12 protein-coding genes and 1 pseudogene are annotated in these 15,757 nt (G+C 33.8%); 8 read left to right on the top strand and 5 right to left on the bottom strand.

The window, feature by feature from the left end; translation table 11 throughout:
• The first annotated feature begins 20 nt into the window (after positions 1–20).
• Together FP433_RS07035 and FP433_RS07030 are read left to right on the top strand one after the other, a co-directional pair.
• Positions 21–650, top strand: a complete 630-nt coding sequence (locus FP433_RS07035; protein WP_265483881.1) for an LVIS_2131 family protein — start codon at positions 21–23, stop codon at positions 648–650.
• Between the two features lie 82 nt (positions 651–732).
• Positions 733–2,138 (top strand): IS3 family transposase gene (locus tag FP433_RS07030; RefSeq protein ID WP_265486670.1). Its coding sequence is split into 2 segments (ribosomal slippage): positions 733–1,213 and positions 1,213–2,138, totalling 1,407 coding nucleotides; the frame shifts between segments, so codons are not numbered across the junction.
• A gap of 34 nt (positions 2,139–2,172) precedes the next feature.
• Here FP433_RS07030 and FP433_RS07025 read toward each other — a convergent pair.
• Both FP433_RS07025 and FP433_RS07020 read right to left on the bottom strand, forming a co-directional pair.
• Entirely contained in the window at positions 2,173–3,699 is a 1,527-nt protein-coding gene (locus tag FP433_RS07025) for an O-antigen ligase family protein (protein WP_265486669.1), read from the bottom strand.
• 53 nt (positions 3,700–3,752) lie between these two features.
• The gene (locus FP433_RS07020) at positions 3,753–4,043 is read right to left on the bottom strand and encodes a DUF2187 domain-containing protein (protein WP_265483885.1); all 291 of its coding nucleotides are present in this window, start codon (positions 4,041–4,043) and stop codon (positions 3,753–3,755) included.
• 92 nt (positions 4,044–4,135) lie between these two features.
• Between FP433_RS07020 and FP433_RS07015 the strand changes: the two genes are divergently transcribed.
• The 4 genes and pseudogenes from FP433_RS07015 (at position 4,136) to FP433_RS06995 (ending at position 7,577) form a co-directional block, all read left to right on the top strand.
• Positions 4,136–4,699: a guanylate kinase gene (locus FP433_RS07015; protein WP_265483886.1), complete on the top strand. Its 564-nt coding sequence runs from the start codon at positions 4,136–4,138 to the stop codon at positions 4,697–4,699.
• A 173-nt stretch (positions 4,700–4,872) separates the two neighbouring features.
• Positions 4,873–5,601 carry a C40 family peptidase gene (locus FP433_RS07010; RefSeq protein ID WP_265486668.1) on the top strand — a complete coding sequence of 243 codons (729 nt, stop codon included), beginning with the start codon at positions 4,873–4,875 and terminating at the stop codon, positions 5,599–5,601.
• A 177-nt stretch (positions 5,602–5,778) separates the two neighbouring features.
• A pseudogene (locus FP433_RS07000) lies at positions 5,779–6,968 on the top strand (L,D-transpeptidase family protein).
• A 51-nt stretch (positions 6,969–7,019) separates the two neighbouring features.
• Complete coding sequence (locus FP433_RS06995; protein WP_265486665.1) at positions 7,020–7,577, top strand: hypothetical protein; 558 nt, start codon at positions 7,020–7,022, stop codon at positions 7,575–7,577.
• Positions 7,578–7,587: 10 nt separating this feature from the next.
• On the opposite strand, the gene hflX is transcribed toward FP433_RS06995, so the two are convergent.
• Positions 7,588–8,835, bottom strand: a complete 1,248-nt coding sequence (hflX, locus tag FP433_RS06990) for a GTPase HflX (RefSeq protein ID WP_416202987.1) — start codon at positions 8,833–8,835, stop codon at positions 7,588–7,590.
• A 596-nt stretch (positions 8,836–9,431) separates the two neighbouring features.
• Between hflX and FP433_RS06985 the strand changes: the two genes are divergently transcribed.
• On the top strand, positions 9,432–10,178 hold the full coding sequence (locus tag FP433_RS06985; protein ID WP_265483891.1) for an ABC transporter ATP-binding protein: 747 nt from the start codon (positions 9,432–9,434) through the stop codon (positions 10,176–10,178).
• A 15-nt stretch (positions 10,179–10,193) separates the two neighbouring features.
• On the top strand, positions 10,194–12,032 hold the full coding sequence (locus tag FP433_RS06980) for an FtsX-like permease family protein (RefSeq protein ID WP_265486663.1): 1,839 nt from the start codon (positions 10,194–10,196) through the stop codon (positions 12,030–12,032).
• 340 nt (positions 12,033–12,372) lie between these two features.
• Here the strand turns inward: FP433_RS06980 and FP433_RS06975 are convergent, their stop codons facing one another.
• Together FP433_RS06975 and FP433_RS06970 are read right to left on the bottom strand one after the other, a co-directional pair.
• On the bottom strand, positions 12,373–13,638 hold the full coding sequence (locus FP433_RS06975; RefSeq protein WP_265486662.1) for an aminotransferase class I/II-fold pyridoxal phosphate-dependent enzyme: 1,266 nt from the start codon (positions 13,636–13,638) through the stop codon (positions 12,373–12,375).
• A gap of 16 nt (positions 13,639–13,654) precedes the next feature.
• A complete protein-coding gene (locus FP433_RS06970) occupies positions 13,655–15,754 on the bottom strand; it encodes a putative ornithine decarboxylase (RefSeq protein ID WP_265486661.1) in 2,100 nt (699 codons plus the stop codon).
• Positions 15,755–15,757 lie beyond the last annotated feature (3 nt).

Below are 15,757 nucleotides of genomic sequence, written 5' to 3'. Positions count from 1 at the left end.
AGAAAAGTGAAGGATTTAAAATGAGCATTGGTTGGAATATCTTAGGAATTATTGCCTGGTTGGCAATTGTTTTGTATTTAGTATTTATTGTGCAAAACATTCGTAAGCGACATTTAATGATGATTGTTAGGGATCGCAAACGCTTTGAATGGAAAACAACATTTGTAGATGCGATTGAAGTTTTTATTTTTTTAGCAGCTACAAGTGGAATGATCTTTTTAACTTTCTTTAGTCAACCAGTTTTAGAAGATAATACTTTAATTACTAGTGAGGTGGAGTATCAGCCACTAATTTTAAGTACTAACAGTCACAAGTCATACTATGTGACAGCTAATTCTGATAAAGGGATGCGTCCAGTTCAGACTTATAATTTTTACAGCAATGGCAGTCGTTATACTGTAAAAAGTACTTACGCTACTATTTCTGATGGTACAGATCCTAAAAATATAGCATCTAACGTTATTCCATTTTCAACCAAGGCTTTAAAAAATGCAGATAAGGAATATCAAAAAGCTTACGTCGCCATTTATACAGCAACCTATAAAAAGAACTGGTACAATGGCTTAGCCCTTCATAGTGGTCGACAAGCTACTAAATATTACTTAATTCGCGTTCCAGATCGGACCTTTGTTAAAGAAGTAACTCACTAATTTGAGCATAAAAAAGAATCTGCTTAGTCTGAAGTGCCTCATAATTGTTAGACATAGATCTAACGATTGTGAGGTATTTTTTATGACTAAATATTCTAATGGGTTCAAAATTAAGATTGTTTCTGAATTCTTTAATCATCAAGATTCAATAAAGGGATTAAGTAGAAAGTACAATATTCCTTACTCTATGGTATATAAATGGATTCATCAGGCTGATGAAAATGGCCTTGAATCTCTTAAAATTAAACATAAGAAGATGAACTATTCTCCTGAGTTTAAGTTAAATGTGGTACGCTATTATTTAAATAATCCTAATTTAGGAATAACTCCGGTAGCTGCCAAGTTCAATATAAATTCTTCTCAGGTTTACACTTGGGTTAATAAATTTAAAAAAGAAGGTATGGCTGGTTTACTTCCTAAGCAGAAAGGACATCCATCCAAAATGCCTAAGAAACCTAAAAAGAAACAAGCTCAAAAGATAAAACTTAGTGAGAAGCAAAAATATGAAGAGAAGATTATTAAACAAGAAGCGGAAATCGAAAAATTAAAACTGGAGAATCTTGTCTTAAAAAAAGTGGCTGCCCGTTATCCTCGCTATCCAACAAAGAAAAAACGCTAATTATCAAGGATATTCGGGCTAAAGTGCCAACTGTAAAGCTGAATACCTTATTTAGTCTGCTTAAGCTTAATCGAAAAACATATTATGATAACTTAAAAAATCGAATTAATAAGTGCGATAGATACGCTAAAGTTAAGAAAGAAATTAATCATATTTATTATGATGAAAGTAATGAAACATACGGTTATCGGCGTATTTGGGGCGCTTTAAAAGATACTGGTATCAATCTTGCTAAGGAAACTGTTCGTAAAATTATGCGTGATATGGGTATTAAAACCATGATTTATCATAAGAATACAGCTAAGTACAGTTCTTATAAAGGTAGCGTTGGCAAAAAGGCTCCTAATATTCTTAATCAGATCTTTGATGAGACTATCCCTTATAAGGTCTTGCATACCGATGTAACAGAATACAAATTAACTAATGGCAAAAAAGTCTATATTTCACCAATAGTTGATGAAGCATCTCTGGAAATACTGGCTTGTGCAGTTAGTTACTCTCCTGAGATGAAGACTATTTATAGGATGCTTGATGAACTTGAAGTAAATTTACCAAAAGATGCACGACCAATTTTACATTCTGATCAAGGTTTTCAATATCAAAATGCTGGTTATCAAGCCCGTCTTAAAGAAATGAATATTACACAAAGCATGTCTAGAAAAGGAAATTGTCATGATAATGCGCCAGGTGAAACTATATTCAACCTAATGAAAAGAGAATGCCTAAATCGACTTAAGATTGGCTCTCTTGAAGAGATGAAGCAAGTGTTAAGTAAGTATGTCACTTGGTTTAATAATATTCGTCGTTCCAATAAATTAAAATACACGACTCCTGTAAAATACAGAAATCGTGTATTATCAAGTATTTAAAATTTTATAAAGTGTCTAACTTTCTTATGGCACTTCAGTCTGCAGATTCTTTTTTTGTAATTAAACTTAACATATAACCGGTGAAAAATCCTAATAAAATAGTTGCGGTTAAAAAGTCCATCACATTTCCTGAATAAAAGGCAGCCACTAAGCAAATTCCATTTGCCAGTAACAGAGCTGAATTTAATAATTTATGATTATTTTTATTGTTGACCCAGGCAATAAGAGCGTAAATTTCACTAATAATATATATTCCAAGAAATAGGATTGCTCCTATCCAACCTAAACTGTAGGATTGATAAATAAAATCGCGTTCCAAATTGAAAATATTAGAAGTCCGAGCATAGGAAATTCCTAGCCAGCGGTCGCCGGAATTGTTGTTATATTTTACAACCTGATTTAACATTGCTTGTTCAGTAAAACGGTTGTTAAGGCGAGTTAAGGTTGAAGTCCCGGTCATCAAACTATACCAAAATTCAGGATCATTTTTATAGGAGTATGATTTTTTGACAAATTTTTCATCTAAGCTGTAGTGGCGGTAGTTTTCCTTAATGAAAGACTTTAAATACTGCTCTCGCTCAGATTTTGTTTTAGTCTTTTTAAGACCGGTAGCTAATTTCTTATTAAGGACAGGTTCACTGTATTTTGTTCCCTTTTCACGCTCTAACATCATCGCATCAGCCTTTTGACGAGCAATCATTGGACTAGCAGGAATAATAGCTAAGTAAATTCCTCCAAGTGCAATTAGACAAGTAATAATTTTCCAAGAAAAGTGAATATTTTTAAAGATAAAAGCATGAATAAAATAAAGAATAAACCAAGCTGCAAGGACAATAATAAAACCAAGAGTTGAAGTTTTAGTCCCCAGCATCAACATGCTCCAACCTAATAAAAATACCAAAATTCCATTGATCCAATTGAAATTTTTGATAAAAAAGTAAATCATTAAAGCTGCTAGCATAAATAAGATAGCAGATAGGGTATTAGCAAAGTAAAAAAATCCTTTTGAAGCAGTTAAAGTGTAGGAAAGGTAGTGGGGAGTAAACCACGCAAAAAAGTTAGCACCAATTCGCCCATCACCATAAGAGCGTAAAGAAATTACTAAAAGATTGGTAATTACAATTATTCCCGAAAAAGTTCCTACTAAAATTTGTACTAGGTGCTCAATAGTTTGCTCGCTGAATTTTAAATATTTAGTAATGTATAAAACTATTAACGGTAAAAACATTCTAACAAGATAGAAAATTTCTGCAGTTAGTGAGTAATGATAGCTAGTTGCTGAAAGTGACTTAAATTGAGCTACATGTACTAAGTGACATATACAGTACAGAGTAAGGATAATCAAGTAACCAATTATCCACCATTGCCGCTTAAGAAGTCGCCAGCTTTGTTTTTTACTTAAATACATCCCTGCCAAAAATATAATTCCAATGATTCGAATGATGGTTGGAAACGAAAAAGGTAAGATTTCTGATAGTGGAGGAGTATTAAGCCAGTAGAAATCTAAAAAGGGTTGAATTAAAATAAACCAAAATAAAAATTTCTGAATTTTTTTTTGCATAAAATTGAATTCCTTTTATAACAAAAGAGCAAGAGAATTCTTGCTCTTTTAAATTACTTAGAAGATTTTTTATCATCTTCATCAACTTTTGAAACTTTGATATCATTTGTAGCTGCTACTTTTGTTTTAGCAGGAGCTTTAACTTTTTTCAATTTTTTAAAGTTAACAACCATCTTATGATTTAATTCACTAACAGCAGTTTCATCTTTAGGATCGTAAGAGGTAATTGCAAGCAAAGCAGAGTTCTCATAAATTTTATCTACTTTTCCTTCAAAAGGATATTTTAATTCTTCTTCAGAAGTAGCAGCGACAATTTGTCCTAATTTAACTTCAGATTTTTTCATAATTAACACCTTTTTTCAAAAAATTCTTGTGTTCAATAACACTGAAATACTAATATATATAATATCGTATTTCAAGAAAGAGGGGTAGTAGCTTGCGTAGAATTATCATTATTGCGGGACCAAGTGGTGTAGGGAAGACAACGGTGTCGCAATACTTGCAAGAAAAATATCAAATTCCTAGGGTAGTGACTCATACCACAAGACCTAAAAGAAAAGGAGAAGTAGATGGAAAATCTTATTACTTTGAAAGTGATGAAAGTTTTGAAAAACTACACTTTTTTGAACATGTGAAATATGGTGACTATCAATACGGCTCAAGTAAAGAAGCTTTAAAACGCGCCTGGGAAAAAAATGATCTTGTTTCACTAATAGTTGAAACAGATGGAGTAAAGTCATATTTAGATGCTTTAAGAGATAAAGTTTATTTCATCTATTTAACCGTCAATGAGCCGCAAATTTTGACGCAACGCTTGCTCGAACGTGGTGATGATGTTGTGGAAATTAAAAAACGATTATCTAGTGCGGAGTTTAAAAGAGATTTACATTTAAATAATGAGTTAGCCGAGAAAGCTCATATGTTAGAAAATAATGACTGGGAAGAAACAAAGATTGCTCTTGATAAAGTAATTAATAAGCTCAAAAAGAGCGAATCATGAATATTTGAAAAAATTGCTATCTATTTGTAATTTTTTATGGCTTTTTGTAATTAGCTCGGTTTATGTTTGTAACAGTTTTGTAACAAAGAACGTCTACAATGAAAATTGTCAATTAAGAAATTACGAATTTAAACAAATTTACAAATTTAACTAACCTATTTGGAGGAATTTTTTTGAATATCAAACGTCACTTTATCAAATTATCTGCCGCAGCTGCTTTAACTTTAACCGGTGTAGCAGTTACTTCACACAATGATGCTTCTCATCACAATGTGCAAGCAGCTACAAAGAAGACTGTTAAGATTAACAAACAAGTTAATGCCAGTTCTTCATACAACCACGGCAAAGCTACTGCAAAAGTTTTAGCAGTTGGTTCTACTTATAAGGTAACTGATAATGCCGTTGATTCAACTGGTGTTCATTGGTACAAGATCGGAACTGATGCTTGGGTATCTGAAAAGGACGCAACTTACACTGTAACTAAGACTAAGCCTAAGAAAAAGGCAGTTAAAGCTGTTTCTCAAGCTCCAGCAGCAACCACTACTAATACTTCAGCTGTTGCTCAAAAAGTTATTAACTTAGCCAAGAAACAAATTGGTAAACCTTACGTATGGGGTGCTACTGGTCCATCTAGCTTTGACTGCTCAGGACTTACTTCCTATGTATTTAGCAAAGCTGCTGGTAAGAATATTGGTCGTACAACTTATGTACAATTAAATGCTGGTAAGAGAGTTTCTATTTCAAACTTAAAACCAGGTGATTTAGTATTCTGGGGTAACTACCACGTAGGTATTTACTTAGGTAACAACCAATACATTCATGCTCCACAACCAGGTCAAAATGTAACTACTGCTACTATTAGTAGCTACTTCTACCCATCATACGGAGTGCGTGTACTTTAATGAATAGAGAAAGACCACTGGGCGATGCGATCAGTGGTCTTTTTTACTGTATCTCTATTCTTGCTTAGCTTGAGATGGTATAATGAACTACATCAGAAACAAATTCTGGAAAGAAAAGTTCTATGAGAGCGTAAATTGTTGACTAAGTAGAATTGATTTAAAGAAGGTAGAAGAATAATGAATGAGAAAATGCCAAAGGCTAGAAATTATACTCCCTGGATAATTTCAATAGTTGGTTTGGTAGTAGTGCTTGTTGTTGGAGGCTTAATTGCTGGGCATGTAAAAGCTCAACAAGATGCTGCTGCACAAGAATATAACAAGTCCCATTTTAATGAAAATGTTAAAATTATGGACGTAAGTGTTGGTAAGTTGACTGTTAACCAAGCCTACAAAAAGTTAATAAACTTGGTAAAAATCAAGTAACTTTAGAAAATGGAAAAGTTATCTATAGTCAAGTAGGAGAAGAAAAGGTTACTAAAAAACAAATTCAGACTTACTTTGATGAACAATATACCAGAATGCCAAATGCTACTAAGCGTAATTATGGTAGTCAAGACCTTGATGAATCTGCCAAAAAATTATCTACTCTTGCTAAGAGAAGCACTACTTATCAATTAGCTGGCAAAGATTATACTTTTAAAGCTAAAGATGTATTAAATAAGGTAACTTACAAAGATGGTAAATATGTTTACTTGGATGCTTCTACTTTGACTAAACAAGTTAAAGCTATTGCTTCAAAGGTAAATACTTTACGTACCTCTTATCCTTTCAAAACCCCAACTGGTAAAACCATTACTATCCAAAATAAAAGTTATGGTTGGGCAATTAATACTCCGCAAGCAGTAAAAGCAATTGAAGATGGCTTGAGTAGTGGTGCTAAAACTGTAGATGGTAAAAGTACTATCTTTGGAGATGGCTTTACTGATGAAGGAACAGGGTATGGTATCACAGCAAATCATGGTTTAGGAAAAGATTATATTGTAGTTTCATTGAGTGCTCAAAAAGTATGGATCTACAAAAATAATAAACCAGTGGTTACGCTAGATGATGTAGTAACTGGTACTGTAACTACTTCCAAAGGTGACTCAGATGCTACACCAACTGGTGTTTGGTACATTGGTTATAAGCAAACTCCTAGTGTATTAAGAGGAACCAATGATGATGGTTCAAGCTATGCCTCTAAAGTAAGTTATTGGATGCCATTTACTGTTGATGGCTGTGGTTTCCATGATGCAAGTTGGAGAACCGATTGGTCTAAGACTGCATATCTTAAAGGTGGATCTCATGGGTGTGTAAACGTTCGACCAGCAGAAATTAAGAGTGTTTGGGATAATGTTTCAACTCATGAACCTGTAATTGTATACTAAAATTTATTAAACTAAAAAATACGCTGTTGAGGCGTATTTTTACTTTGAACTATGAAAAAGAAAACTATCTCTAGAATATTAATTATTTTACTTGCTGCTATCTTACCACTTTGTATCTTTAGTAATTCTGCAAGTGCTGCTACCAGTAATTTAAAACTCTACAAATCAAAAAAATCAATTACAGTTTATGCAGGACAAACAGTAAAAGCATATCGTAGTAAGCATAAAACTTTTTCAGATTTGTACCTAAATGAAGGAAAAATTGGTTCAACAACTACCATAGATTTTTATTATCAAACTAAAAAGGGAAAAGTGAACTTTTATCGTGGCTTTGGTGCTTATGTGGAGTTTGTAAAGGGAATGAAGTTAAAAGCAGTTATTTCTACGGATGTAGAACAATTGACTCCCCATGCGGAATATAAGTTTCGTACTGAAGGGATGAATATGGGTTACAATTCCGCCAAGGCTAACAAAAGTGGAGTCTTAAGTGGATGGATGATGCGCCCAGGTGTTGTAGTCTCAGTAAAAGTAAAAAATAAGCCCCATAAAAAACATCATGCTAAGAAAACAAAGAAGAATAAGCAACATACTAAAAAAGTCAGGAAATAATCCTGACTTTTTATTTTATGTACTGTTTAAATTTTTGCATGTCTTTTTGACTTAAACGCACACTAACATGAATGCCATCATCTTGGTAATCCTCTTTACTTACTTGACCATGTTCATGCAAATAAGAGATTTCTTTACCAGCGTTAAGTGGTAGGAGGAGATCAATTTTTTCATAGCTAGCAAATATACGTTTAGTAATTAGATCAGCTAACAAGTTAATTGAATGAGGATCTTTTGCGGAATAAAGAATGTCATCTCCTTCAATTTGAGGGAAGTTTCTAGCGGTTAAATCGGCTTTATTGTATGCAGTAATCATGGGAATATTACTAATCCCTAATTCTGCCAGGACTTTTTTGGTGGTATCAATCATTTGAACCATATTTGGATCAGCACTGTCTACAACGTTTACTAAAAGATCTGCATCTTTAGCTTCTTGAAGAGTAGCTTTAAATGATTCAACTAAATTATGTGGAAGTTTAGAGATAAAGCCGACTGTATCTGAAAGAATAAAACTAGATTCATCATTTAAGTCAATTCGCCGAACGCTAGTATCTAAGGTAGCAAAAAGCATATTTTTTTCAAAGACTTGCTTCTTTTCAAAATTTTCAGTAAAAGTTGCTAATAAGTTATTCATTGTAGTTGATTTACCAGCATTCGTATAACCAACTAAGGCAACTTTAGGAAGATTTGAATTATTACGTCTTGATGATTTAATCTCTTCTTGTCTAGTGATAGCTTTAAGTTCTTTCTTGATAGCACTAATTTGCTTTCCAATTGTTCTACGATTCATTTCAAGCTTAGTTTCACCAGCACCACGGTTGGCAAATCCGCCACCACCACGCTGCTGATCCAAATTATTTTCGGATGGGTGCAAGCGTGGTAATTCATATTGAAGGCGAGCAAGTTGGACTTGTAATTTAGCTTGGCGACTTTTGGCACGATTTGAAAAAATTTCTAGAATTAACTCTGTGCGATCTAGAACCTCTAGTTTAGTTAGTGATTCTAAATTACGAATCTGAGTAGGAGTTAGTTCATCATTAATGATGAGAACTTTTGCTCCAAGGCCTTGGGCTAAATGCTTAATTTCATTAACTTTTCCTTTGCCAAAATATGTTCCTGCGACAATGCTTTCGGCATTTTGACTAGCTTGTCCTACTACTTCTAAATTATTAGCTTGAGCCAATTCATCTAATTCAGTCATGTAGTAATCAAAATTAGGCTCATTAATGTTGACTCCGGCCAAAAAGGCCTTTTTCATTTGTATTTTATTAGTTATCAAATTTATTTTCACCTACTTTTTATGTGATTGCTTAAATAATTATAGTTGAGAAAACTCATTCAAGCAAAAAGAAAGAGTCTTATGCAATCTGACTAGCTAGATTGCATAAGACTCCTTCAGAGAGTAAAGAATTAAAAAGTATTAAAAAATAAAATTGAATAAGGAAATTTACCTTTGGTTGAGGTTAGAATGTTGAGGAAATGCCAGTTCTATTATTTCCTATTTATAAAAAAATACATAGAAAATTGTCCAGCTATGATTACCTCTACCTGAATAATCATAATCGTTAAAACGAAATTGTTGTTAAATTTAGTTTGTAGTAATTGTAGAAAAAATACACTAACACATAGTAATTATTAAGCTGACTACGTGGATTTAATTGGTATTGTCCAACTTTATAGTGATCTCTTTAACTACTTTTTAATTCTTTATGAGATGCTTCTCATTTTCATAATAATCCAAATTAAAAATAAGTCAAAAAATTGGCCTTGGATACTTTACAAGAGATTTATTGATCTGTATTATATTAGTGTATGAGATAAGTATTACACTATATCAATTTAATGAGGTGAAGTATGGAAACAATTGTTAAAGTAGAGAATCTTGTGAAAACTTATGGAAAACAGGGAAAGAGACAATATACAGCATTAAGAGGAATCAATTTTGAAGTACAAAAAGGAGAGTTTGTGGGAATTATGGGAGCATCTGGCTCTGGTAAAACAACTCTTTTAAATATCTTATCAACACTGGATACGCCAACAAGTGGGAAAGTAGTCATCAATGGCCAAGATATTACTCAACTAAAGAAAAAGCAATTAGCAGATTTTCGTGGACAAGAAATAGGCTTTATTTTTCAAGATTTCAACTTGCTAGATAATTTAACTAACCAAGAAAATATTGCTTTGCCACTTTCTTTGCAAAATGTAAAAACCAAACAAATAGAAATAAAAGTTAGAAAAATTGCTAAACGCTTGGGAATTGAAAAAATTTTGGAAAAATATCCTGCCGAAATATCTGGTGGTCAAAAGCAAAGGGTCGCTGCTGCCCGCGCATTAATTCATGATCCAGCAATTTTGTTTGGAGATGAACCAACAGGAGCCTTAGATTCAAAAAGTGCGACTGAACTCTTAAATACAATGAGTGATTTAAATAAAAATGATCAGGTTTCGATCTTAATGGTTACCCACGATCCTTATTCTGCTTCTTATGCAGATCGAATTTTGTTTATCCAAGATGGTAAAATCGGTCAAGAACTGCGAAAGGATAATGAGAGTCGGGAAGAATTCTATCAAAAGATTATTAGTAAATTAGGTCAACGATAAAAGAAAGGAAAATAAATGCTTATTAAATTAGCTCTCAATGGCATTAAAACTCGTTTCAAAGATTACTTAATTTTATTTTCTGGGTTAACGCTGGCTAGTGCAATTTTTTATATGTTTTTGTCAATTGCCCTTAATCAAAGCTTTTTAAAGAGTAACGTAGCAGTTGTAAAATTTTCAATGACGCAGCAAATTTTTAAATTTGGAATTGCATTGCTAGCCATTATTATTTTAATTTATTTGATCTATGCCAATAATTTTTTGCTAAGTATGCGTAAAAAGACATATGGCACCTATATGATGTTAGGAGCACGGCCAGCAAAAATAGGAATATTAATTTTCGTAGAGACATTGATTGTAGGGTTAGTTGCAACAGGAATTGGTATTGTTATTGGAATAGGACTTACTCAATGGGTAGCAACTCTCTTAGTGAAGTCGTTGGGTCTTTTAATCCATCAATTCATTGGCTTTTATTTCCCGGCAATAATAGGCACAGGAATATTTTTTACAGCATTATTCTTTTTGGCAGCTCTTTGGAATCGTCGTCAGTTAGTTAACACCAAGATTATCTTACTTTTAAAAGAAGATACCAAGCCGGTGCAATTTAGCAAAAATAAGATTTGGCATGGTATTGAAGCTTTATTAGGAATTGGACTTTTAGCATTAGGATATTGGGCAATTTTTAATATTATTAAGCTCAAGAATGCGGGAATTGGAATTAGTTTCTTTGCGATTGTTGTTGGAACTTATTTTACTTTTGATGCTGTCTTTAGTGTGGTAATTGATATGTTACGTACCACTAAGCAATTTCACTATCACAAGCTCCACTCTTTTACTTTAGGACAATTGAAATTTCGTCTAAAGAGTTATACACGGTTGCTATCAGTTATTTCTTTACTTTTTGCCTTAGCCTTAGGAGCGATTACTGTTGGGCTGAATTTTAATCGCTTGACTGATGAACAATTACAGTCTGTTTACTATGACGCTATTTTGTACCAAAAAGATGCAGCAGTTAAAAAACAATTGAAAAAAATAGAGGTGCAACATCAAGCCGTAATTTCAGTCAAAGAAGTAGGCAAAGATTCAGAAGGAAATGCACGTTACTATGTGTCAGAAGAGAGTATTGACCAAGGAATTAAAACGCAAAAAAGTTATGAAAAAAATGGTCAGTATAAGTTCAAAACAGTTACTTATTCACTTAAGCAAGTAATGACTGAGAATTCTGATCAAAATATCGAATTTGCACAATTTTTACCAAAATTGGGAGCAAAATTTACAGTAGTTTCAACTAAAAAGTTTGCTCAGACAAAAGGCAAAACTGAGAAGATATACTTACTTAAGCTTGCACATTTTAAGCAAAATTTTGCTAATATTAAAAAATTGCAGGCTTTGGGGTTAGCAGGGATGCCAACTGATTTCAAAAATTCTCTCAACACAAAAGTAGATATTTATGAGACAATTTCAGGTTTAGCAGCAGGCTTTGAATTTATGGGCTTCTTTTTAGGATTAGCATTTTTAGCAATGCTTGCTTCTACATTAATGTTTAAGGTATTAAGCGGTGCTGCCCAAGATGTACCTCGCTATAGGATGTTAGAAAAAATTGGTGTTCAATCCAGAATGTTAACAGTATCTATTTTCCAAGAGATTGGTGTTCTATTTGCTTTACCGGCACTTTTAGGAGTATTAGATGTAATTTGTGGTTTACAACTTTTTAAGATAATTTTTGCTAATCCGTATAATCAAATTTGGATTCCCTTTACTCTTTTTGGAGTATTATATGTAATTTATTACATTATTACCGTGTTAATATATCGGGCAATTGTGCTAAGTGGGGAAAAGTATAACGTGCAAAAGTAGTATTTGTTGAGAATAGTGTTTCTAATCAAGAATAATTATTAACAAAATGGTAGTTTTTGTCGATAATGAACCTGGAGTAACGGCATAATTATTAACAAAATAGGGTTTTTGTCGATAATGAGTGCAGAGCAACAGTATAATTATTAACAAAATGGTGGTTTTGTTGATAATGAACTTGAAGTAACGGGATAATTATTAACAAAATAGTAGTTTTATCAATAATGAGCTTAGGTAAGGGGATAAATTATTATCAAAAGAGTATCCTCACGACCGAAACAACATGTTATTACTTTTCTATAGAAAAAATGATCATCTATTTAGATTAGATGATCATTTTTTGCTATTTATCATTATAAAAAGTATCTTTTACTGCTCGGGTAATGGCAATTTTGTCATGAGCATAAGAGAGACCGCCTTGAATATAAAGCATGTAAGGGTCACGAAGTGGTCCATCAGAAGATAGTTCAATAGTAGAACCTTCAATAAAGCTCCCAGAAGCCATTACCACTTGATCTTCATATCCTTCTTGATGGTAAGGAATAGGATCAACAAAGGAGTTCATTGGAGAATAGTGTTGAATAGCAGCACAAAACTTCACCATTGGGTCAGGTTTACCAAAGGTAACAGTTTGAACAATATCAGTTCTTGGTGCATCCCATTTTGGTGCTACATCCATTCCCATTTCTTCACATAAAGCTGCAGTATAAATCATTCCTTTAATTGCTTCACCAGTGGTGTGAGGTGCCATAAAGAAACCTTGATACATATCACGTAGATAGCCCCATGTAGCACCTTCACTTTTACCAGCTCCGGGAACTGTTAAGCGACTGCCGGCTGCATCGATTAAATCTTGACGGCCAACTAAGAAAGCACCGCTTTTTACAATACCAGCACCAGCATTTTTGTAAAGAGAACCGGCCATTAAATCAGCACCGTAAAAGGTAGGTTCAATACTTTCGGAGAATTCACCATAGCAGTTATCAACAAAAATGTTCACATCAGGACGAACTTCTTTGATAAATTCAATCATTTTTTTAATTTTTTCAACGGTAAAACTTGCACGAGTTGAATAGCCAAGAGAACGTTGAATTGCCACAACCTTGATAGTAGGATCCATGATATCTTGACGAGCTTGCTCGTAATCAACTTCGCCATTTTTCAATTCAGTGGTTTTGAAATTAATATCATATTCTTGCATATTACCTGGTTTGTCACCAACTAAACCGATTACTTGTTGAATTGTATCATAAGGAGTACCGGTTAAGTAGTAAAGGGTGTCTTTGGGACGGAGCATACTGAAAAGTCCAACAGTAATAGCGTGCGTACCAGAAGCAAATTGAGGACGTACTAAGGCATCATCAACTTTAAAGTAGTCTGCGTAGATTTTTTCTAATTTATCACGCCCAGCATCATCATAACCATAACCAGTTGATGAAACTAAATCTTCTTCGGCAACATGATGCTTTCTAAATAAGTCTAAAACACGTTGTTGATTATAAAGAACTTGATTGTCAATTTCTTCTAATCGGGGTTGAATTTTCTTTTCAACCGTAGCAACTTTTTCTTGTAATTCTTGAGGTAAGTTTTCTTTCCAAGATAAACTCATAATTTGCAATTTCTCCTTAATTATTTTCTTTCAAAACTTCCGCTTGGACCTTTAGTGTACCATTTTTATCTTTATTAAAATAGACTCCTTGAATTTCCGGTACAAATCCAGGGAATTGTTCAATTGCGCCTAGCAGAACTTCAAAATATTGCTGAGCTGTCTTAGTCCAAATTTCTCCTGGTGCAACTACAAAAATCCCTGGTGGATAAGGTAGAGCTCCTTCTAAAGCAATGCGATTTTTTACTTGCGCTAAGTCCACTAACTCACTTTGATTTTTCATAAACTTTTGGTCAGCAATTTTTGGTGTCAAAGAATAATTTTGAAAGTCCTTTTTTGCAAATAAATCTTTTTGAAGAGAAAAAGTTTTGTTCGTAGAATAGTATTTGTGCATTTCATTCGCTAATTGCTGGATGGTATAGTCACGATAACGTTCAGGATATTGTGCAGCTAACTTTGGTAAAACTTGGCTTAAAGCAGCATCGTGTAAGTAAAGTTCTTCAAATTCTAAGAGCGCATTTAATAAGATAGTTAAATCCTGTTCAGTATCACCTGGGGTCAATAAGAAAAGCAAAGAATAAAGGTCATTTTTCGCACGAATAATATCTTTTTCCATTAAAAATTCAGAAACAATAGGCGCCGGTAAGCCAGTGGCAGTGTATTTTGCTCCAGAATTATCAATTCCTGGTGTAGCAAGGGTGATTTTCATTGGGTCGATGATTGCTTGGTGAGGAGCAATTTGGCTAAAACCATGCCACTTGTCTTGCAGAGTAAGTTCCCAAAGTTGGGGAGTAGTTGCTAGCTCTTCTGTAGTGTAGTTAGCAAAGTTCTCAGAAACAAAAGGTCTGAAAAGCTGTGATTTAGCTAAAAGTTGCTTGCGAAAATCAATCCCTAGTCGTAGAATTTTATCCCACCATAACTTATTGCCACTACCAGCAGTCAAAGCAGAGTTAACAACTAGTGAAGCATAAAGCGGATAAGAATAACTAGTTGTTACAAATTTAAGGTAGGCATTATTGAAGTGCTTATGATCTACATAACGGCGTTGCCCCTTGAGATGACTGTCTTTTTTTAAAATTTGTGAGGCTTGGCCCATTCCTGCTTGCTGTTTGTGGAGTGATTGGGTGACCAAAAATCCTGGATCGTCAGGGCCTAATTCTAAATTAAGCGGAGATATCTTTGCCATAATTGGTAAAAAGTTTTCAAACCCAGCCCAGGCACAATCAAATAAGATATAGTCGCATAAAGATCCAATTTTATCAATAATATATTTTGGATTTTGAAAAATTCCGTCATAGGTTTCTAGTTGAATAATTGCTAGACGAAAGGGCCGGTTAGCTTTAGCACGCTGGGGATCAACTTTGGCAATTTCTTTTCTAATTGCTTCTTCATTAAGAGCCTGAGAATTTATTTCGCCAATGAGTCCCAAAGCGTTACGGTCGGTTGGTAAATAAACAGGACGTGCTCCCGTCATTACTAAGGCACTATTGTAAAGAGATTTATGATTATTACGATCAAATAATACTAAATCATCTTCTGTTAGCAAGGCACTACTACAAATTGAATTGGCACTAGTTGTTCCATTAGTACAAAAATAAACTTTGTCCGCATGATATGTCCTTGCAGCCTGTTGTTCAGCACTTAGCGGCCCACCTTCGTGAGTCATCATATCACCAAGTTGGGGAACAGTGTCACTGGTGTCAGCGTACATTAAATTTTTGCCAAAAAAGCGATTGAAGACGACTCCTGAGGGATGTTTATCGTAGTATTGACCATTATGGTGGCCAGGAGTAGTAAAACTTATTGGTTGAGTTTGAGAAAAGCTGATTAAATCTTGCAAATATTGGGGTACCATCTTTTCATAGTAAGCACTGGCTTGAGCAAAGACTTTCTGTAACATTTGTTCATCCGGATTAGAAGGAAGTTTAATAAGGGTAGGATTGAGACCACTAGTAGTTTTTAATTTTTGAATTAGCTCAAGTTCAGCTTGATTTTTACCATCAATTACAATGGCAGCTAGCGTGGCTGGATTGACATCAGCAGTAAGCTTTACAAAATTCCATTGTGAAGTTTGGGGTAAGGTAATATTTTTGCCTAGAGCAATATCTAAATAATTCACAAA

Source organism: Lactobacillus sp. PV012 (assembly GCF_014522325.1).
Taxonomy (GTDB): domain Bacteria; phylum Bacillota; class Bacilli; order Lactobacillales; family Lactobacillaceae; genus Lactobacillus.
This window is presented reverse-complemented; position numbering and strand designations above follow the sequence as displayed.